Source organism: Serratia sp. CY33802 (assembly GCF_052169095.1).
GTDB lineage: Bacteria > Pseudomonadota > Gammaproteobacteria > Enterobacterales > Enterobacteriaceae > Serratia > Serratia bockelmannii.
In genome coordinates, this window is sequence record NZ_JBJNLL010000001.1 from 238,471 (window position 1) to 257,345 (window position 18,875).

Here is an 18,875-nt window from a genome sequence, read left to right on the forward strand (position 1 = left end):
CGGATTGATCCGCTATCGGCACGGGAAGTACCGTGGTTTTCCTCCTCTAAGCCTACGCTGTCAGTAAAGAAAAAGAGGGGGATGATATGGAACTCAAGATCGACAAGGTGATCGAAACGGTGCTGTACGTCAGCGATATTGAACGCGCGGACGCTTTTTACCGGGAGGTGCTGAAACTGCCGGCGATGGTCGCTAACGAACGGTTTCGCGCCTATAACGTCGGCGATCGAAGCGTACTGTTGCTGTTTATCGAGGGCGACTCGCTGCGCGGGGCGCACTATCCTACCGGGTTTATACCTGCGCACGATGGCGTGGGGCCGGCGCATATCGGGCTGGCGGTGGCGAAAGCGCAACTGCCACACTGGGAACGGCATCTGACGGCCAACGGCGTGGAGATTGAGGGGCGGATGCGCTGGGAACACGGCGGGGAGAGTATTTATTTTCGCGATCCCGACGCCCACCTGTTAGAACTGGTGACGCCGGGCATCTGGGCCAATTACTGATCGAACCCGCCTAGTGCCAGCAACGCCAGAGCGGCATTCAGCACCTGCAGCGCCGCCTGCGGTTGCCGCTCTATCTGCACTCTGACGATGGCGCCGTCGATCAGCATCGCCAGCATTGCTGCCTGCTGTTCCCGCCGTGGGCCGGCGGGCAGGTGACGTGCCAGTTCCTCCGCCATTTGCCGCTTATGCCGGCTGGCGATGTGCAGGCTTTCCGGCAGCAGATCGGCGATTTCCACCGCCGTATTGATAAATGCGCAGCCGCGAAAGCGCGGTTCGTCGAACCACTCCGCCAGGCAGGGCGCCAACGCCGGCAGCAGCCCACCGGTTTGCGCCACATGATGGGCCAGCGATGTGCTGAACCAGGTGAGCCACTGCTGATGGCGATAGGTCAAAAACGCCGTAATTAAATCATTCTTGCTGGGAAAGTGGCGATAGAAGGTCACCTTGGTCACGCCCGATTCTTTTATGATGCGATCGATGCCGGTGGCGCGGATCCCTTCTTGATAAAACAGATCGTGCGCCGTCAGCAGGATACGCTGGCGGGCGGGTAAGGCGTTGAGATCGGCGGTCATCATTTTCTCCCTGGCTATTTCCGAGTGATTGTAGACAACTCTGTCTACATGCGCTAGCGTAATGATGTAGACAGAGTTGTCTACACGCCTTCACTTAGGAGATAAACATGAGCATTAAACCCCCATTGCCGCCTTTTACCCGCGAATCCGCTATCGAGAAGGTGCGGCTGGCGGAGGATGCCTGGAATAGCCGCGATCCCGAACGTGTATCGCAGGTGTATTCCCTCGATACCCACTGGCGTAACCGCGCGGAATTTGTCGATGGGCGCGCGGCGGTGGTCGGCTTTTTGCAACGCAAGTGGGCGAAAGAACTGGAGTATCGGCTGATTAAGGAGCTGTGGGCGTTTGACGGCGCGCGCATCGCGGTGCGTTTTGCCTATGAATGGCGCGACGATTCCGGCAACTGGTATCGCAGCTTCGGCAATGAGAACTGGGAGTTCAATCAGGAGGGGCTGATGATCAACCGTCACGCCTGCATCAACGACATGCCGATCCGCGAACAGGATCGGCGTTTTCATTGGCCGCTCGGCCGGCGCCCGGACGATGTCCCGGCCCTGAGCGATTTCGGTTTTTGAATCTGATGGGATGCTGCGATGGCCTTTTGAGAGCAAAAGCGCACCGATCGACAAAGGGGAATTTGTAGAAAAGCCTTCCCGCTTCTAGACTTAGGGAACAACAAATGCACTCCAAGAGGACAAGCTATGACGAAGAAGTTGGTTTTGGCCGTCGGCACTGCGGCGGTATTCTCCATTCTTGCCGGTTGTACCACCTATGATCGCGCAGCCAGCTATGTCAATGAGCCGGTGGTCAGCGATGTCAAAGTAGGGATGACCAAGCAGCAGGTGCGGGCTATCGCGGGTCCACCGTCGACCACTGCCACACTGGTTCATGCGCAGGGCACCTGCGACACCTATGCGGTGGCGCCGCGCGACGGCAAGGTGCAAACCTACTTTGTCAGCTACAACGACACGGGCCATGTCATGAACAAGGGCTATCAAACCTGTTCAGACTACGATTCTCAGCCGAAATAATCGCGTTTCGGCCGACCAAAAAAGCCTCGCTTGCGCGGGGCTTTTCATTTTTTAAGCGTTTAAGGCCTGAAGTTTAGGCAACTGCACCGGTTGTGCCATTTTTTTGCATCAAAACGATAGACATTTCATAACGGTATCGCTAATATCAGCGCCCATTGGAAGGATGGCCGAGTGGTTTAAGGCAACGGTCTTGAAAACCGTCGAGTGTAACAGCTCCCAGAGTTCGAATCTCTGTCCTTCCGCCAAATTCAGCCGGCTTAGCTCAGTAGGTAGAGCAACTGACTTGTAATCAGTAGGTCACCAGTTCGATTCCGGTAGCCGGCACCATGACAGAGGCCCCAGCAGCGATGCTGGGGCTTTTTGTTATGGTATTGGTGCACTAGAAAAGTGCACACTGCAGCAGTGCGCGCTTGGAATAGCATCGATATTAACATTAACCAACCGATAACCGGATGGGGGAGGCACCGCGTCAATCCCATTAGCCAAGGGCTGAACGTTTGCATATACTGGCGGAAATATAGCCGGTGGGCGAGCCCGGCTATCAGACAGGTTCAAATATCAGTGACCAGCCACTGATCCGCTTCTTCGAACATCTCTTCCAACATTCGGTTCAGCTTCTCACGATCGCTTTTGCTGGCGTCGGAGTTCAGGCCGTTGGCCTGCATCGGCTTCACGCGCACCTCCGCCTCCGGGAACAGCACATGCACGCGTTTTTCCAGCTCGTTGCGAATAATCTCGGCGGCGTTGGGTAGCCCAGCGACGTTGCGCTTGTCGTACACTAATTCTACAAACATGACTCACCTGTAAACACTGATTTAATGTACAGTATTCTGGCCTGAGGAAGGCGGGTTGGCAAGAGGGGGGCGCAATTTTGCATAAGGCGTTTATTCTTACTTGCGCAGCGGGCTGCCAAGCCTGCCACTGAATCTTTTCTTTACGTCTGGCCAGTGGTCTGCATTTTCCTCGCTCACTTCGTGCGTGAATATTCAAAGGGCACGATTATCCTCCGCAACCTACATTTTTCTCCCTTACTAATCAGTATGTAAGGCGGTGGCGTCGGGCTGGGGGCTCCCTGGTGTTGGGGGCCCGACGCCACCTTTCTGGTCGCCGTTCTTGGCATAATATCGATCAATGCAGGTATGCGCCGGAACTCGGCGCTACGGGCGCTGACGCAGCTTCTTCGCGTTCTGACAGAGAAAAAATCCCGAGTATTGGCCAATGGTCGCTCGAAGAGCGATGAATAAAGCACTCATCTCATTTCCTTTAAAATTATCGAACCGGGATGCGGTTTGCTCTCCAGGTTGGCTTCTGTGCGTTAAATTGCTGCGGGGTTAATGTTTAGCATTTTGGGTTTCTCCCACGTCGGCTATGGCGTGAATGCGATGAAGATATCCCGGGCGTTGTAAAGCGCCTCTGATGTTTGATGAACGGGCATATGAGTTAGCCTGTGCAGACAGCATTTTTATAAGTAAATTGAATCATTTAAAAGGCAGCCAGTCATGTTCGGCAAGACCGGTGATTTACAATAAAATTATTATATTACAATGTATTATATTTATATTTCGTATACAAAAGGCCCCGAGTCATTGTCATAGCCACCCTAGAAGTGGTTTAATGTTTTTAATTCACTTTAATGACACTAAAGTATAGGTTTAAAACATTATAATGCAACCAAACAACATTAAAATATCAGAAGAAAATGGTATGTCATTGAAAATGATAGGTGAAAACCTTACTTACCTCATGCGCATGCACGGGATTGACGCCAGTCGGTTGAGCAGCGAAACAGGGATAGGTATTGCCACGATCAATAATCTGAGGAAAGGCGTGGGGAATCCCACGATCTCTACGCTTGCGTCCATTGGTGAATTTTTCAGCGTAAAAGTAGGGGAGCTGACTGACAAGGATTTAAGCGTCACGGGAGAGGCCAAACACAATGTGAGATCGCTTCCGCTCATTAGCTACAGCGATGTAGAACGTTTTCTGGCCAACACGATCAGAACGGCAGATACCTATACGACAGAAGTCGATGACATGACGGACGATTCGCTGTTTGTGGTAGAGATAACGAATAATTCACTGTCGCCTGAATTAGACCGTGGAACGTATTGTGTGATCTCGCTCAAGGAGCCATTTTGCGATGGCGATATCGTCCTGGTTAAGCTGAAAAATTACCCAATATGCTTAAGGCGAGTTTTTGTTTCCGACGGCGACTTGTTGTTTACAAACATCTCATTAGATTCAGATAGCAGTGTGAAGTCCTATAGCGATTATGCGATCGTCGGTGTTCTATTGAAAACGATAAAGAGGCTGAAATAAATGGACTTATTTAACATAATGAGAAGGTTAAGAAAAATATACTCTCCCAGTTACCTCTATACGTTAGATCGTAGCGTGATCCGAACGGCGGATGGATATTGGCTTTTCAAAGAGTTTGGCACCCATACTTTCGTGAAAAAAAACTGGGGGCAACTCATCGAGGGCGATTTTCTCAGGCATGTTAACCCGAAAGATATCGCTTTTATCGCCGAGACCGAATCTAAAATAAAAATCGCCTCGGCCAAACTGTCGATTCATGAAGAGAAACGAAACTGTATGTGGACGTTGAAAAACGATGTTGACTCGATATCAATATCAGGGGCGGATTTTCTAAGGGATCGCGATCTTGTCGACAAAACCGAGTCCTTGGATGCGACGAAAATAGCCTTCTATGCCGGGGTAAAGGAAGGCAGAGCACTCTCTGCCTCATTGAAAAATGCTAAGAAAAGCGACAGATCTAAAAAAACAATACTGACGTTGATTAAATAAACCAGGGTTCGACGTGAATATGCTCATCGAACGTAATCACGCTGAAGGCAGAATTGTCTATGCTGCTGACAGCGCTTGTGCCGTTCTTCCATTGCGAACAAATCGCTGGGGAAACAGAGACTAAGGTTTCCCCCAGCTTTCTTTGGAATAGCGTATGTGCATGGCCTGAGCCGATAAACTTAACGTTTAATCGTTGGCAGAGGCTCAAAAACTCCTCGGCATTGTTTAACATACAGCTATCAACAATCGGGGTGCCTACCGGAATAGGGTGATGATGCAAGAAGACGGCGACCTTTTTATTGTCACTTGCGACGATGGCTTTTTCAAGCGTGTCGAGCGATTGCGTCGAGATTCTGCCGAAATCTTCATTATCAACCACCGAGTCGATGCTGAGCATGCGCCATTCGTCATCTTCAAACGAGTTTATATCGTAGCTGCCACCCTGCTTACGGGCTGTAACGTCCAGGTTCTTTTTGTTGTCGTGGTTGCCTGGGAAAAAATAGAAAGGTAAGGAAGTGCGGTTCATTATCTTAAAGAAGCGCTCATAAGAGGGGATATCGCCATCATGAGAGATGTCACCCGTCACAATGATTAAGTCGGCATTGATTTTATCGGCATTGGCATTAATGAAGTCAATGGCCCTGTCGAAATTAGCAAGATGCTTCGAAGCCAGCGCGCTTTCATTAGGCATAATATGTATGTCGCTAATCTGAATTACTTTCATGCGAGACCCTGTTGATATTACTTAAATGGATTGTATGAGGTGCCCCAATCATAATGATCGGTGTTTTCTATCTTCTTCACCCACTCGACTAAGGCGATGGCGAGCGGCAGTAATACAATAGAGACGACAACTTTATAAGACCACGTCGTGCTTATGATATTAACCAACTCCATGAAGGTGTATTTTCCTGAAAGACTGATCGGATAGGCTGTCAGCAACAGGGCGGCCTGTGTAGACATGGAGCCAACAATATATCGGATAAAGAAGTATTTGCCGGAGAAGATAATCTTCATCTTTGAAATAATAAAACCATTGACGAAATAAGCGACCGGAACGGACACCCAGGTGCCTATCATGACTCGCCAGAATTCATGGTATAAAGAATAATAGTGTGTGGCGATATCGTTGTTTTCTGGCTGAATAACGGCTGAGAGATTAAGTATTATGACATATAAACTTTGGCAGAACACCATGATCCATATTGCTCTTACCGACAATTTATAGCCATAAACCTCAGTCAGCAATGTGGATATCAAGAAACACAAGGAGAATACAATGCCGCTTGCCGTTATTTTAAAACCATAGATATCAAAGACCTTATAAACCAACGTGTCGCAGGTGATCATAATGGTCACCGTCAGGCCAACAAAAAGGCCATAGAGCTTGAGATTTCCTTGCATTTTTATTCCTTATTTAGTCCGTATTCTTCTGTTATTCATAATCCATACTTATTTAAAACGTTAACCGGATGGCCAGATAGTGGCGTAATGATGCTCGAGCCATGTTGCATGGCCATCATTTCTCTTCATTCAAGGCAACGCCCCTTCTTTCCCTCACGGGGTTCCTGAAGGCGAGAGCGCTACGCTGGGTTTTGCGGAGAATGCTGATAGCCTGTTGGTTGAGAAAAGGTGATCTCACCGTAATTCATTAATATTTCTAATAAATATATTGCCTGGATCGCGCTGTGTCAATCAAGGAAAGAGGAATACGGGACGTTAGCTTGATGAGGGCTTTATGCATTCACTCCCGGGGCGTGGGCGGTAGAGCCTGCAGCTGAATCACCAATTCCGCCAGGCTGGCGGCCTGCATTTTCTCCATCACTTTTGCCCGGTGAACCTCTACGGTGCGCAGGGCGATATTCAGCCGCTCCGCCATTTCCCGATTCATCATGCCCCGCACCACCAGCTGCGCGATGTCGCGTTCTTTCGGCGTGAGCGTGCGGTAGCGGCCGCAAGTTTCATGGCGCTGCTGGGCTTTGGCCGAGACCTGCTGTGCCCGTTCGAGGGCGGCGATCAGCGGTTCTGCGGCGATCGGTTTTTGCAGGAAATCCACCGCGCCGTACTTCATCTGCTCCACCGCCATCGGCACGTCGCCATGGCCGGACAGGAACACCACCGCCAGCGTACTACCGCGGCGGCGCAGCTCAGCGTAGGCCTGATGCCCATCGAGTATCGGCATCCGCATGTCCAGCAAGACGATCCCGGTCTGAAACAGATCGGCCTGCGCCAAAAAGCCGGCGCTGTCATTCCAGCACTGCACGTCGTGGCCGAGGCTGGTCAGCAAAAAATGGCAGGCGTCGGTGACGGCGGCGTCATCGTCCACCAGATGAATTAGCGACATGGTTTTCCTCATCGTTCAATATGAAATGCAGCGTTATGCACAGCCCATTGCGGCTGTCGGGGGCGGGGCGGTTAGCCAGGCGGATTTCGCCGCCGCCGTAGCGGGCCAGGCGCCGGCAAATGGCTAACCCCAGCCCCATGCCGCCGGCTTTGGTGGTGTTGAAGGGGCGAAAAGCCTGTTCCAGCCCGGCCGTTGTCATGCCGCCCGCGTTGTCCTGCAGATGCAACTCGATCGCCCGTTCGCTCTGGACGGCGGAAAGCCAGACGGCATTGGCTCCGGCCTGCGCCGCATTCAGCAGCAGGTTCGCCAGCAGCTGTTCCAGCAGCGCCGGCGGCAGGGTTAGCGTCAGCGAAGGCGCCACGTTGTTGAACAGTTTCAGGTCGGGATAGCGCTGCGTCAGGCGCAGCAGCGTCCACACCCGCTCGGCGGTTTCGCTTACCACCGCGGGTCGCCAGCGCGTTTGATCTATCGCCTCAGCGGTGGGCTGCACCCACTGGCGCAGGTTATGAATCGTCTCGCCGCCGCGCTGCGCCTGTCGGTCGATATTTTCCAGCGGACCCAACAGCGGATGCCCGGCGTCCGTTTTGCGCAGTTGGATCAGGCATCCCTGCGCATAAAGGCGAATAGCCGCCAACGGTTGATTGAGCTCGTGCGCGAAGCCGGAGGCCATTTCCCCCAGCACGTTCAGCTGCCTGGCGTTCTCCAGCGCCTGCTCCTGCCGCTGCAGTTGCTCTCCGGCATGGAGCAACTGCCGCCCGCGCCGGCGTACCAGCAGCGCGATCCAGATATGGTTGACGATCAACAGCGCCAGCACCGCCAGCGACAGGCCGACGGCCGTCTGATGCTGGATCAGCCAGCTCTTGATATCCAGCCACAGCCGCCGCTGTTCCGGGTGTTGATTGACGGCGCGCAGCAAGGCTTCCACCTCGCTGGTCGAGACCGGTGCGCCCCATTGAAAGGGAGACTGCGGAGGTGCGGTCAGCAAGGCTCTTGCCACCGCATCCACCAGTGAGTTATCCAGGCCGGGCAGGGCGGCGAACGACCAGTTGGGGTAAAGTGGCGTGCTGCTGACGCAGGGAACCGATGTGGGCCGTTGCAACAGCGGGCGAAAATCCGCCGGGTTGATCAGGCCTTCTCGATCCATTTTCTCCAGCAGGCAGACGGGGACGATGGCGGCCTGAATGGCGCGCTCGCGCAACAGATAGAGCAGGGCATCGGCAGGGAAACCGGTAAAGCGCAGGTGGAAATCGCGATCGGGCCGCATACCGGCATCGCTGAGCGCCTTATAGCCGGTCAGATAGCCGCCGAAGGCCTGCGGATCGATGGCGCCCACCGTTTTGCCCATCAGCGCCTGCGGCGTCGTGATGCCGCTGTCGCGCCGCACCAGAATCACGCTGCCGATGATGTTGCCCGTTGCCCGATCGCCGTTGGCGGCGCGCAATGATGCCAGCCAGCGCAGATGATAGCGGCTGTTCAACTGCACGAACTGCGCCGGATTAGTGACCACGAACTGCACGCTGCCCCGATTGACCGCTTCGCGCATCTGCGTCAGATCGAGCGGCTGCAGGCGGAAGCGCTCACCGCCGACACTGCCGTTGAGGCTGTCGATCAGCGGCTGCCAGTCACGCGCGGTCGCCGCATCGCCGCGCATCGCCAGCACGCCGACCGACCACTCTCCCGCCTGTGCCGCCATCCCCCAACCGAGACTGAACAGCAGTAATAACACGACCCTCACAGCCCCTCCTGATGGGCAATTTGCCTGCCGCCACTTGTTTTAGATCAACGTTGGGGCCGGTATGTGGTTAACCACAATAGAGCGCCATCGATGCCATTTTTACACTGTAAATCATCGACATTGTTTATTCATCTAACAGGCATCAATAGCGTGATCGGGGTGATGCCCAGGGCGTGGGAGAGGCGCATGGACTTCAGTAAACGGCAGTTTTTGCAGCAGCTGGGCGTGTTGACGGCGGGGGCTTCGCTGATCCCCGTGGCGGAGGCCGGGCTGACGTTAGCGCCGACGCGGCGCGAGGGGGATGTTCGCCGCCGCTATGCGATGTTGATCGACCTGCGACGCTGCGTCGGGTGCCAGGCCTGTACCGTGAGCTGCGCCATTGAAAACCAGACGCCGCACGGGGAGTTTCGCACCACGGTAAACCAGTACCAGGTCAGCCTCGAAGGGGAAGAAGTAGCGACCAACGTGCTGCTGCCCAGGCTGTGCAACCACTGCGACAACCCGCCCTGCGTGCCGGTGTGCCCGGTGCAGGCCACCTTCCAGCGCGAGGACGGGATCGTGGTGGTCGACAACAAACGCTGCGTGGGGTGCGCCTATTGCGTGCAGGCCTGCCCGTACGATGCCCGCTTTATCAATCACGCCACCCAAACGGCGGACAAATGTACCTTCTGCGTACACCGGCTGGAGGCGGGATTGTTGCCGGCGTGCGTGGAGTCGTGCGTGGGCGGGGCGCGGATCATTGGTGACATGCGCGATCCGCACAGCACGCTGAGCAAAATGCTGCGGCGCCATGAGGCCGAGATCAACGTCCTCAAGCCGGAGAACCAAACCGCGCCCCATGTGTTCTATCTGGGGCTGGATGACGCCTTCGTCACGCCGCTGCCGGGGCGGGCGCAGGTCGCCTTATGGGGGGAGGGACGATGAGTCGCCAACTGATGATCGCAGAAGTGCTGAGCCAACCGCAGGCGGTGAGCTGGCTGCCGTGGGCCGTACAATATTTCTTCTTTATCGGCATCGCCGCCTGCGCCGCGCTGCTGGCCTGCGTGTGGCGCTGGCGCGGTGGAGATAACGCCGCGCATCTGGAGCGCATGGCGCTGTTTATCGGGCTGACGTGCGCCATCACCGCGCCGCTGGCGCTGACCGCCGACCTGCATCAAACCGCCCGCTTCTGGCATTTCTACGCCTACCCGACGCCCTGGTCTTGGATGCCGTGGGGCGCACTGTTCTTGCCGTTGTTTACCCTGCTGATCGGCCTGTGGTTTCTCGCACTCGAATTTGCGCGGCTGACGGGCAGGCCGGTTGCGCTGCTGCGTGGGATTGCGCCCGCTTGCGCGCTGGTGGCTATTGGCCTGCTGTTGTACACCGGGCGTGAGGTTTCCGTCGTGCGTGCCCGCCCAATCTGGTTCAGCTACGGATTTCCGATCGTGATGTTCCTCAGCGCGCTGCAGGCGCTCTTGGCCTTGCTGCTGCTGACATTGCGCGAACGGCCCGGTCTGCAGGCGCCGCTGGCGCGCGGGATGCTGCTGACGTTACTGCTGCTCGGCGGGGCGATCCTGCTGTGGGTATGCGGCGATACGTTATCCGGCGCGGCGGTACGCCACTGGCTGCAGACGCAGGCGATGGCGCGCCGGTATGCCGTGGGATGGATTGCGCTGTGGGGGCTGACGCTGGCGTGCGCCGCTTGGGCCGGCTCTCGGCGCTTGCCGCGCGGCGGTACGACGCTGCTGGTGGCCGGCGCACTGGGGCTGAGTTGGCTGATGCGCTGGACGCTGTTGATCGAGGTGCAAACCATCCCGAAATACAACGCGACGTATTCCCCTTATAGCCTGCCGCTCGGCACCGATGGCTTGCTGGCGATCGTCGGCACTTTCGGGTTGTGGCTGGCGTTAATGATCATGGTGCGTGAAGCACAGGCGTTTTTACTGCGGAGAAAACAACATGGCTAAACTCACCCGGCGTCAGTGGTTGAAAGTGGGCCTGGCCTTCGGCGGATTGTCCGCCTTTGGCCTGAGCTATCGCGAGGTCGCCAAACGGGCGATCGACGGCTTGATTCACGGCACTTCAGGGCGGGTGACCCTGGATCGCATCAACGGCAACTCCCTGCCGCCCGAAGGGCGGGCAAGGCCGGAATGGCAAGGCAATCCGCAGCAGGCCATCTCGATGACCCAGTGTTTCGGCTGCTGGACGCAATGCGGCGTGCGGGTGCGGGTGGACAGGCAGACCGACCGGGTATTGCGCATTGCCGGCAACCCGTATCATCCGCTGTCTCAGGAACGGCACGTCGACTCGGCCTTGCCGCTGCAGGACGCGTTGGCGCAGCTGGGCGGCGAAAGCGGCCTCGACGCCCGCTCCACCGCCTGCGCGCGCGGCGCCACGCTGCTGGAAGGGCTTTACAGCCCGCTGCGCGTGCTGGAGCCGATGAAGCGCGTCGGCAAACGCGGCGAGGGCAAGTGGCAGCGCATCAGCTTCGAGCAGTTGATCGCTGAAGTGGTGGAGGGCGGCGATCTGTTCGGCGAGGGGTATGTGGAGGGCCTGCGGGCGATCCGCGATCTGGAGACGCCGATCGATGCCCGACAGCCGGGGCTGGGGCCGAAAGCCAATCAGCTGCTGGTGACCAACGCCGGTGACGACGGGCGCGACAGCTTCCTGCGGCGTTTCGCCCAGAACAGTTTCGGCAGCAAAAACTTCGGCGCGCACGGCGCTTACTGCGGGCTGGCCTACCGTGCTGGTTCCGGTGCGTTGATGAACGATCTGGACAAAAATCCGCATGTAAAGCCCGACTGGGAACAGGTCGAGTTCGCGCTGTTTATGGGGACCTCGCCCGCGCAGTCCGGCAACCCATTCAAGCGGCAGGCTCGGCAACTGGCCAGCGCCAGATTGCGCAGCGAGTTCCGTTATGCGGTAGTGGCGCCGGCGCTGCCGCTGACCACCACATTGGCGGACGATCATGGCCATTGGATCCCGATATTGCCGGGCACCGACTCGGCGCTGGCGATGGCAATGATCCGTTGGATCCTCGACCACCGGCGTTATCAGGCCGGTTATCTCGCCATCCCGTCCGAGGCCGCCATGCAACGTGCCGGCGAGAAGAGCTGGACCAACGCCACGCATCTGGTGATCGCCGAGAGCGAGCATCCGCGGGCGGGGCAGCATCTGACGTTGGCCGATCTGAATGGCGCCGAGTCGGCGTCGCCGTTGGTGGTCAACGGCGCGGGGGAACTGGTGGCGGCCGAGGCGTGCGACAGCGCCGAGCTGTGGGTAAGCCGTACGGTGACGCTGCACGACGGCGTGCAGGTGGGGGTGAAAAGCGGCTTCCAGTGTTTGAAAGAGGCCGCCGACAAGCTGTCGCCGGAGGCGTACAGCCGGCAATGCGGCGTGCCGGTGGCACGCATCGCGGCACTGGCCGAGGCCTTTACCGCCCACGGGCGCAAGGCGGCGGTGATCGCCCATGGCGGGATGATGGCGGCAAACGGGTTTTACAATACCTGGTCGGTGATGATGCTTAACGTGTTGATCGGCAACCTGAGCCTGGCGGGGGGCGTGTTCGTCGGCGGCGGAAAATTCAACGGCTTCGCTGAGGGGCCGCGCTATAACCTGGTCGAGTTTCCCGGCCTGGTAAAACCGAAGGGGCTGAATATCGCACGCAGCAAGGCCGCCTATGAAACCTCCGACGAGTACCGCGAAAAAGTAGCGGCGGGCGTTTCCCCCTGGCCGGCCAGGGCGCCCTGGTATCCGTTCGTCGCCGGGCAACTGACCGAGCTGCTGACATCGGCGCTGGCGGGGTATCCGTACGGGCTGAAAGCCTGGATCTCGAACATGACCAACCCCTTGTACGGCATCGCCGGGTTGCGCGGCGTGGCGGAGGAACGATTGAAAGATCCGGCGCGTTTGCCGCTGTTTATCGCTATCGATGCGTTTATCAACGAAACGACGGCGTTGGCCGACTATATCGTCCCGGACACCCATAATTTTGAGAGTTGGGGGTTCAGCGCCCCCTGGGGCGGCGTCGCCAGCAAGGCCACTACCGCGCGCTGGCCGATAGTGACGCCGGCGACCGCGAAAACGGCGCAAGGGCAGCCGATTTCCATGGAGGCGTTTTGCATCGCCGTCGCTAAACGCCTGGCGCTGCCGGGGTTCGGCGATCGCGCTATCGGCGACGGCCAGGGCGAGCTGCTGCCGCTCAACTGCGCCGAGGATTATTATCTGCGCGCCGCCGCCAACGTGGCGTTTGCCGGCAAGGCGCCGGTGTCGGCCGCGAGGGCGGACGAACTGACGCTGAGCGGTGTCGATCGCTTGTTGCCGCAGCTTGCGCAGACGCTGCGCGCCGATGAAATCGACCGCGTGGCGTTTATTTACAGCCGCGGCGGCCGGTTCGCAGTTCACGACAGCGGCCGCCGCGACGGCAGCGTGGGCAACCGCTGGGAGAAACCGCTGCAGATCTGGAATGCGGAAGTGGCGAAGCACCGGCATGCGATCACCGGTGAGCGTTTCAGCGGCTGCCCCACCTGCTATCCGGCGCGTTTGTCGGACGGCCGCGCGGTGGAAGCGCTCTACCCTGAGCAGCAGTGGCCACTGCGCCTGATGTCCTTCAAATCCAACGTGATGAGCAGCTCCACCGCGGTGATCCGGCGCCTGCACGACGTGAAACCGGTGAACCTGGTGGCGCTGAATCCGGCAGACGGGGCACGTTTCGGCATTCAACACGGCGACCGGGTACGTATCAGCACGCCGGGCGGCAGTCGAGAGGTGCGGATCAGTTTACTGGCGGGCGTGATGCCCGGCGTGATCGCGGTGGAGCACGGCTACGGCCACCGGGAGATGGGGGCCAGTCAGCACTACCTGGACGGTGAACCGCTGGCGATGGATGAGCGCATTGCCGCCGGCATCAACCTCAACGATTTGGGCTTTGCCGATCCGACGCGTGAAGTGCCGAATACCTGGCTGGATTGGGTGACCGGAGCGGCGGTGCGTCAGGGGATCCCTGCGACCATCGTCAAGCTTTCCGCGTAGGCGCAGCCGTAAATCTGCTGTGGCTGCAGGTGGGGGTGTTAAGCCTGCGTAAGCAGCTGCAAAAAGCGGCTCAGCGCGGTAAAAGGCGGTTCGCTGTTGCGCCAGAAGACGCCCACGCTGCCTTTCTGCTCTATCTTCGGCAGATTCAGGATCGCCAGCTGCCCCTGGCTGGCATAACGCTGCGCCAGCCGTAGGGAAAGAATGGAGATCATATCGCTGCTTTGCAGCAGGTTGGTACTGACGTTCATGGATGCCGATTCAACCGTGTTTTCGGGCAGCATCACGCCGTTATCCGCCAGCGCATTATCAATGCTGAGGCGGATGGGCGTGCCGGTCGGCCAGACAATCCAGCGCCAGTGGGTGAGATCGCGCCAGGTGAGGGAGGCGGATTCCGCCAGCGGATGGTGAGGGCGGGCAACAAAGCATACCGGTTCGGTGTAGAGCACTTGATAGTTGAGCGGCAGTTGCAGCGCCCGCCCGCCAACGCGGCCCACGACGACGTCCACCGCGCCCGCGATCAGATCGTGCAGCAGCGGGGTCATCACCTTTTCCTCAATATTGAGATGCAGCGTTGGCATTTCCTGCAGCAGGCTCAATATGGCCTGCGAAACGCAGTCGGTGGCGACCGGCGAACAGCCGATTTTCAGGCTTCCCACCAGCCCGCCTTGCTTAAAGCGGGCGATTTCAGACTGCGAACGCTCGAGATCGTTGACCAAGCGCTGCGCATGCTGAAGCAGCAGTTTCCCCCCCTCGGAGGGGCGCAGCCCTTTGCTATGCCGCTCAAACAGCGTGATCCCAATCTCATCTTCGAGCTGTGACAACCATTTTGACAGAGCGGGTTGGGAGATGTTCATCATCCGGGCAACGTGGGTCAGATTTCCCTGCTCACCCAACGCCACCAACATTTGCAGATGGTGAAGTTTCATTTTCTGCGCCCAGTTCGCCATTTGCTATAACCCTCCGGTTATGTCTCTGCCTGAAAAGCCATTGTACATTTTATCGCTAAGGATACAAATTCGTAACATACCTAAAACAAGACAGACATCTCCCTACCTGCACCGAGGCGCTCACTATGACTCAACGGCGTGATTTACAAGCACTGATCGATGCTGCTCCCATCGGTAAGACGCAGTGGCGCGTTATCATCTGCTGCTTTTTGGTGGTGATGTTCGATGGTTTTGACACCGCCGCCATTGGTTTCATCGCACCCGACATCCGTACCCAATGGCAACTGACCGCCGGCGAACTGGCACCGCTGTTTGGCGCGGGGCTGCTGGGATTGACGGCGGGCGCACTGCTTTGCGGCCCGCTTTCTGACCGCTTTGGCCGCAAGCGCGTCATCGAACTTTGCGTGGCGCTGTTTGGCACGCTGAGCCTGATTTCGGCCTTCTCCCCCGATATGCCAACGCTGGTCATTTTACGTTTTCTCACCGGCCTGGGGTTGGGGGGCGCGATGCCGAACACCATCACGATGACCTCTGAATATCTGCCTGCTCGCCGCCGTGGTGCGCTGGTCACGCTGATGTTCTGCGGTTTCACGCTCGGTTCAGCCCTGGGCGGGATCGTCAGCGCCCAACTGGTGCCGGTGATGGGGTGGCACGGCATTTTGGTGCTCGGAGGCGTTTTGCCGCTGATGCTCTTTGTGGTGCTGCTGTTTGCCCTGCCGGAATCCCCGCGCTGGCAGGTCCGCCGCCAACTGCCGCGCAAGGTGATTGCCAAAACGGTCAGCGGCATCACCCGAGAGTGCGATGAAGAGACCCATTTTTACCTCAACGAAGCCGCTACAGCGGCCAAAGGGAGCATCAGCCCGCTGTTTGCCGGCCGCCAGCTGCGCATTACTCTCATGCTCTGGGCGGTTTTTTTTATGAGCCTGTTGATTATCTATCTGCTCTCCAGTTGGATGCCGACGCTGCTTAACCATCGCGGTATAGATCTGCAGCATGCCTCTTGGGTGACCGCCGCTTTCCAGATGGGCGGAACGTTGGGGGCGCTGGGGCTGGGCGCGTTGATGGACAAATACAATCCCTTCCGGGTGTTGGCGGCGAGCTACGCCCTGGGCGCCGCGTGTATCGTCATGATTGGTCTGAGCGAGAACGGCCTGTGGCTGATGGCGCTGGCCATCTTCGGCACCGGCATCGGCATCAGCGGTTCGCAGGTTGGGCTGAATGCCTTGACCGCCACGCTCTATCCGACGCAAAGCCGGGCGACCGGCGTCAGCTGGTCCAATGCCATTGGCCGCTGCGGCGCGATTGTCGGCTCGCTTGCCGGCGGCGTGATGATGGCGATGAATTTCTCATTCGATACGCTATTTTTCATTATTGCCGTGCCGGCGGCGATCAGCACGGTGATGTTAATGCTGCTGACGGCTGTTGTTCGCCAGTCTGCTCCAGCCCCTGATACGTTGCCTCGCGCAGCGTCGTGAATGAAAAGGAGAATCCCTATGCCTGAACGCAATCAGGATGTTAATCCCAGCCGCCAGCAGTTCTACCGGCATATTTCAGGGCAGAACCTGACCCCATTGTGGGAGTCGCTGCACCATTTGGTGCCGCAAACGCCGAATGCAAACTGCGCTCCGGCTTACTGGAACTATCAGGCGATTCGCCCGCACCTGCTGGCCAGCGGCGAGTTGATTGGCGCCAAAGAGGCGGTTCGCCGCGTGCTGGTGCTGGAAAACCCGATGCTGCGCGGACAGTCCTCCATCACCCCGACGCTGTATGCCGGATTGCAGTTGATCATGCCGGGCGAAGTCGCGCCGAGCCATCGCCATAATCAGTCGGCATTGCGTTTTATCGTCGAGGGGAAAGGGGCATTTACCGCCGTTGACGGTGAACGTACGCAAATGCATGAAGGCGACTTCATTTTGACGCCGCAGTGGCGCTGGCACGATCACGGTAATCCCGGCGAGGAGCCGGTGGTATGGCTGGACGGGCTGGATCTGCCGCTGGTGAACCTGCTGGGTTGCGGTTTCGCGGAAGACTATCCGCAAGAGCAGCAGCCCGTGACGCGCCAGGAGGGGGATTATTTACCGCGCTATGCGGCCAATATGCTGCCGCTGCGCCATCAGAAAGGCAACTCATCGCCCATTTTCAACTACCGCTACGATCGCAGCCGGGAAGCGCTGCACGACCTCACCCGCATGGGGGACGCCGACGAGTGGGACGGCTACAAGATGCGCTACGCCAACCCGGTGACCGGCGGCTATCCCATGCCCTCGATGAGCGCCTTCCTGCAGCTGCTGCCGAAAGGCTTTTCCTCACGGAAGGCGCGCACCACGGACAGCACCATTTACCACGTGGTGGAAGGGCGCGGCCAGGTCAGCATCGGCAGCGAAACCCTTCACTTTTCGGCAAAAGATATCTTCGTGGCGCCGACCTGGTTCGACGTGTCGTTTCAGGCGGACGAAGACACCGTGTTATTCAGTTTCTCGGACAGGCCGGTTCAGGAAGCCCTGGGACTGTTCCGCGAAGCACGTTATTAATTTGGGAGAGACAAAATGACGCAATACGTATTTGCACCGCAAGCCCCCGTGACGGTTCCTGTTGTGGGGAGTGATAAACAGTTTCCCGTGCGCCGTGTCTACTGCGTCGGGCGTAACTATGCTGCGCATGCCCGCGAAATGGGCTTTGACCCGGATCGTGAGCCACCGTTTTTCTTCTGCAAGCCTGCCGATGCGGTGGTGCCGGTGGCGGCCGGCGAAACGCTGGCGTTGCCGTATCCGTCGCAAACCGACAACTATCACTACGAAATCGAACTGGTGGTGGCGATTGGCAAACGGGGGAGCGATATTCCGCTGGAAAAGGCGCATGAATACATTTGGGGATATGCCACAGGCCTGGACATGACCCGCCGCGATCGGCAGATGGACATGCGTCAGATGGGACGCCCATGGGAAATCGGCAAGTCGTTCGATCTTTCTGCGCCCATCGCGCCATTGCATAAAGCCGGCGACAGCGCCGACGTGAACAACGCGCCTATCTGGCTGCAGGTCAACGGCAGCGATCGCCAGCGCAGCGACATCCGCCATCTGATCTGGTCGGTGAATGAAACCATCAGCTATCTGTCCGGCTTTTTTGAGCTGCAGCCCGGCGATCTGATTTTTACCGGGACGCCGGAAGGGGTGGGCGCGGTGGTGAAAGGCGATGTGATTACCGGCAATGTAGAGGGGCTAACCCCAATCGCCGTGAAGATTGTCTGAGCCGATTCAGAGGTGAATGATGAAGCTGTACAGTTTCTTTAATAGCTCAGCGTCCTACCGCGTGCGCATTGCGCTGGCGCTGAAAGGCATCCATTACCAGACGGTGGGGGTCAATATTCGCATCGGGCAGCAGAATGAGCTGGCATATCGGCGAATGAACCCGGTCGGACTGGTGCCGACGCTGCTCACGGACGACGGTGAGTCTCTCAGCCAGTCGCTGGCGATTATTGACTGGCTGGATCGCCATTTTCCTCAGTCGCCGCTGTTACCGACGGCCGATCCGGCGCGCAGCCGGATACTGGAAATCGTTTATGTTATTGCCTGCGATATTCATCCGGTAAATAACCTGCGGGTTTTACGCTACCTGAGTGAAGAGCTGAAGGTGAGTGAGGAAGAGAAAAAACGCTGGTATGCGCACTGGATCCGACAAGGGCTGAGCGCCGTAGAACAGCTGTTGCTCCAGAGGCCGCCAGGACCCTTCTGCGTTGGCGATACCCCGACGTTGGCGGATTGCTGCCTGATCCCTCAGTGGGCGAATGCCCTGCGGATGGGGTGCGATCTGAGCGGGTACCCGCGCTGTAAAGCGGTTTACGACGCCTGTACTCGTCTCCCGGCGTTCATCGCCGCGGCGCCCGAAAACCAACAAGACAAAATCTCAGCCTGAGCCCGAAAGGAGG

At 57.8% G+C, this 18,875-nt stretch carries 19 protein-coding genes and 2 tRNA genes; 14 read left to right on the plus strand and 7 right to left on the minus strand.

Going from position 1 to position 18,875, the window contains the following annotated elements; translation table 11 throughout:
- The first annotated feature begins 86 nt into the window (after positions 1 to 86).
- Positions 87 to 503, plus strand: a complete 417-nt coding sequence (locus tag ACJ8HA_RS01170; RefSeq protein ID WP_025303633.1) for a VOC family protein — start codon at positions 87 to 89, stop codon at positions 501 to 503.
- Here the strand turns inward: ACJ8HA_RS01170 and ACJ8HA_RS01175 are convergent.
- Complete coding sequence (locus tag ACJ8HA_RS01175; RefSeq protein WP_197813467.1) at positions 497 to 1,075, minus strand: TetR/AcrR family transcriptional regulator; 579 nt, start codon at positions 1,073 to 1,075, stop codon at positions 497 to 499. The genes ACJ8HA_RS01170 and ACJ8HA_RS01175 overlap by 7 nt on opposite strands.
- A 107-nt stretch (positions 1,076 to 1,182) precedes the next feature.
- Here ACJ8HA_RS01175 and ACJ8HA_RS01180 point away from each other — a divergent pair, with 107 nt between their 5' ends.
- The 4 genes from ACJ8HA_RS01180 (at position 1,183) to ACJ8HA_RS01195 (ending at position 2,433) form a co-directional block, all read left to right on the plus strand.
- On the plus strand, positions 1,183 to 1,650 hold the full coding sequence (locus ACJ8HA_RS01180) for a nuclear transport factor 2 family protein (protein ID WP_025303631.1): 468 nt from the start codon (positions 1,183 to 1,185) through the stop codon (positions 1,648 to 1,650).
- A 126-nt stretch (positions 1,651 to 1,776) separates the two neighbouring features.
- Positions 1,777 to 2,106 (plus strand): osmotically-inducible lipoprotein OsmE, encoded by a 330-nt coding sequence (gene osmE, locus ACJ8HA_RS01185; protein WP_025303630.1) that lies wholly within the window; start codon positions 1,777 to 1,779, stop codon positions 2,104 to 2,106.
- A gap of 157 nt (positions 2,107 to 2,263) precedes the next feature.
- A tRNA-Ser gene (locus ACJ8HA_RS01190) sits at positions 2,264 to 2,351 on the plus strand.
- 6 nt (positions 2,352 to 2,357) lie between these two features.
- A tRNA-Thr gene (locus tag ACJ8HA_RS01195) sits at positions 2,358 to 2,433 on the plus strand.
- A 224-nt stretch (positions 2,434 to 2,657) separates the two neighbouring features.
- Here the strand turns inward: ACJ8HA_RS01195 and ACJ8HA_RS01200 are convergent.
- On the minus strand, positions 2,658 to 2,900 hold the full coding sequence (locus tag ACJ8HA_RS01200) for a DinI family protein (RefSeq protein WP_025303629.1): 243 nt from the start codon (positions 2,898 to 2,900) through the stop codon (positions 2,658 to 2,660).
- 871 nt (positions 2,901 to 3,771) lie between these two features.
- On the opposite strand from ACJ8HA_RS01200, the gene ACJ8HA_RS01205 reads away from it, so the two are divergent.
- A complete protein-coding gene (locus tag ACJ8HA_RS01205; protein WP_043136493.1) occupies positions 3,772 to 4,425 on the plus strand; it encodes a helix-turn-helix domain-containing protein in 654 nt (217 codons plus the stop codon).
- Positions 4,426 to 4,914 (plus strand): hypothetical protein, encoded by a 489-nt coding sequence (locus ACJ8HA_RS01210; protein WP_043136490.1) that lies wholly within the window; start codon positions 4,426 to 4,428, stop codon positions 4,912 to 4,914.
- Here ACJ8HA_RS01210 and ACJ8HA_RS01215 read toward each other — a convergent pair.
- From ACJ8HA_RS01215 to ttrS, 4 genes are all read right to left on the minus strand, one after another.
- Positions 4,907 to 5,638 (minus strand): metallophosphoesterase family protein, encoded by a 732-nt coding sequence (locus ACJ8HA_RS01215; RefSeq protein ID WP_442515161.1) that lies wholly within the window; start codon positions 5,636 to 5,638, stop codon positions 4,907 to 4,909. The two genes, ACJ8HA_RS01210 and ACJ8HA_RS01215, sit on opposite strands and share 8 nt — an antisense overlap.
- Before the next feature lie 17 nt (positions 5,639 to 5,655).
- Positions 5,656 to 6,318: a VUT family protein gene (locus ACJ8HA_RS01220; protein ID WP_025303625.1), complete on the minus strand. Its 663-nt coding sequence runs from the start codon at positions 6,316 to 6,318 to the stop codon at positions 5,656 to 5,658.
- A gap of 340 nt (positions 6,319 to 6,658) precedes the next feature.
- Complete coding sequence (gene ttrR, locus ACJ8HA_RS01225) at positions 6,659 to 7,258, minus strand: tetrathionate respiration response regulator TtrR (RefSeq protein WP_043136478.1); 600 nt, start codon at positions 7,256 to 7,258, stop codon at positions 6,659 to 6,661.
- Positions 7,230 to 8,951 carry a tetrathionate respiration histidine kinase TtrS gene (gene ttrS, locus ACJ8HA_RS01230; protein WP_442515264.1) on the minus strand — a complete coding sequence of 574 codons (1,722 nt, stop codon included), beginning with the start codon at positions 8,949 to 8,951 and terminating at the stop codon, positions 7,230 to 7,232. The genes ttrR and ttrS overlap by 29 nt, the downstream gene beginning before the upstream one ends.
- Before the next feature lie 228 nt (positions 8,952 to 9,179).
- Between ttrS and ttrB the strand changes: the two genes are divergently transcribed.
- The 3 genes from ttrB to ttrA are packed head-to-tail and all read left to right on the plus strand — an operon-like array spanning position 9,180 to position 14,003.
- Positions 9,180 to 9,917: a tetrathionate reductase subunit TtrB gene (gene ttrB, locus ACJ8HA_RS01235; RefSeq protein ID WP_043136471.1), complete on the plus strand. Its 738-nt coding sequence runs from the start codon at positions 9,180 to 9,182 to the stop codon at positions 9,915 to 9,917.
- Entirely contained in the window at positions 9,914 to 10,939 is a 1,026-nt protein-coding gene (ttrC, locus tag ACJ8HA_RS01240) for a tetrathionate reductase subunit TtrC (protein WP_043136468.1), read from the plus strand. Before ttrB ends, ttrC begins: the two co-directional genes overlap by 4 nt.
- The gene (gene ttrA / locus ACJ8HA_RS01245; protein WP_043136464.1) at positions 10,932 to 14,003 is read left to right on the plus strand and encodes a tetrathionate reductase subunit TtrA; all 3,072 of its coding nucleotides are present in this window, start codon (positions 10,932 to 10,934) and stop codon (positions 14,001 to 14,003) included. Before ttrC ends, ttrA begins: the two co-directional genes overlap by 8 nt.
- Before the next feature lie 38 nt (positions 14,004 to 14,041).
- Here the strand turns inward: ttrA and ACJ8HA_RS01250 are convergent, their stop codons facing one another.
- On the minus strand, positions 14,042 to 14,950 hold the full coding sequence (locus ACJ8HA_RS01250) for a LysR family transcriptional regulator (RefSeq protein ID WP_043136460.1): 909 nt from the start codon (positions 14,948 to 14,950) through the stop codon (positions 14,042 to 14,044).
- Between the two features lie 125 nt (positions 14,951 to 15,075).
- Between ACJ8HA_RS01250 and mhbT the strand changes: the two genes are divergently transcribed.
- The 4 genes from mhbT to maiA are packed head-to-tail and all read left to right on the plus strand — an operon-like array spanning position 15,076 to position 18,862.
- Entirely contained in the window at positions 15,076 to 16,425 is a 1,350-nt protein-coding gene (gene mhbT, locus ACJ8HA_RS01255) for a 3-hydroxybenzoate transporter MhbT (RefSeq protein WP_025303618.1), read from the plus strand.
- Between the two features lie 18 nt (positions 16,426 to 16,443).
- Positions 16,444 to 17,481, plus strand: coding sequence for a gentisate 1,2-dioxygenase (gene gtdA, locus ACJ8HA_RS01260; protein WP_043136456.1), 1,038 nt, complete (start codon positions 16,444 to 16,446; stop codon positions 17,479 to 17,481).
- A 15-nt stretch (positions 17,482 to 17,496) separates the two neighbouring features.
- Positions 17,497 to 18,198, plus strand: coding sequence for a fumarylacetoacetate hydrolase family protein (locus tag ACJ8HA_RS01265; RefSeq protein ID WP_025303616.1), 702 nt, complete (start codon positions 17,497 to 17,499; stop codon positions 18,196 to 18,198).
- Between the two features lie 19 nt (positions 18,199 to 18,217).
- Positions 18,218 to 18,862 carry a maleylacetoacetate isomerase gene (maiA, locus tag ACJ8HA_RS01270; RefSeq protein ID WP_142591668.1) on the plus strand — a complete coding sequence of 215 codons (645 nt, stop codon included), beginning with the start codon at positions 18,218 to 18,220 and terminating at the stop codon, positions 18,860 to 18,862.
- The last annotated feature ends 13 nt before the right edge of the window (positions 18,863 to 18,875 follow it).